At 70.2% G+C, this 553-nt stretch carries 1 protein-coding gene; it reads right to left on the bottom strand.

The window, feature by feature from the left end; genetic code table 11:
* Positions 1 to 357, bottom strand: a 357-nt coding sequence (locus tag G6R24_RS21305) for a bifunctional DNA primase/polymerase (protein WP_225438903.1), incomplete at its 3' end; no start/stop codon positions are given.
* Between the last annotated feature and the right edge of the window lie 196 nt (positions 358 to 553).

Raw genomic sequence — 553 nt, 5'->3', positions numbered from 1 at the left:
GGGCAGGCAGCCCACCCGGGACTCCACCGCGGCCAGCGACGCCGTCCCGCCTTTATCGACGTCCAGGTCAAGAATTCCCAAACCCGAACGGGGCCCGGTGACAATGCCAATGTTCGCGTCCGGCCACTGGCGCCACCAGGCCTGGATCCGCCCGGGGCTGGTGCTGGCCGCGGCCGGCCAGTCCCGGACCAGGGGCTGCTTGCCCGGCCGGCCCACCACAGCGTCGGGCGGGGCGACGGGGACCACCGGCCAGCCCAGGCCGGCGTAGTACAGCGCGGCCCGGCGCAGGCCCAGCCGATGCGCAAGGGAGACGGGGGGTAGCAGATCGGGATGCATGAGTGGCCCTTCGGGGCTCATGCCGATCCTGTGAGGCCGATGCCACCCACTCAGGCCTGACGGCCGGCGAGTTGACGGGCACCATGGGAGTCGCGCCTCCCCTGGCAGGGAGCGCACGATCGGTCTCAGGACCGACGATGGATACGGGAGATCCGTAAGGACAGCCCAGGGGTTTGCTGCCTCTGGGCTGTCGCCTTTTCAGGTGATCATGTCTGTT

Source organism: Candidatus Frankia nodulisporulans (assembly GCF_902806475.1).
Lineage (GTDB): Bacteria > Actinomycetota > Actinomycetes > Frankiales > Frankiaceae > Frankia > Frankia umida.
Note: the sequence above shows the minus strand (reverse complement) of the source record. Positions and strands in the feature narration are given on the sequence as shown.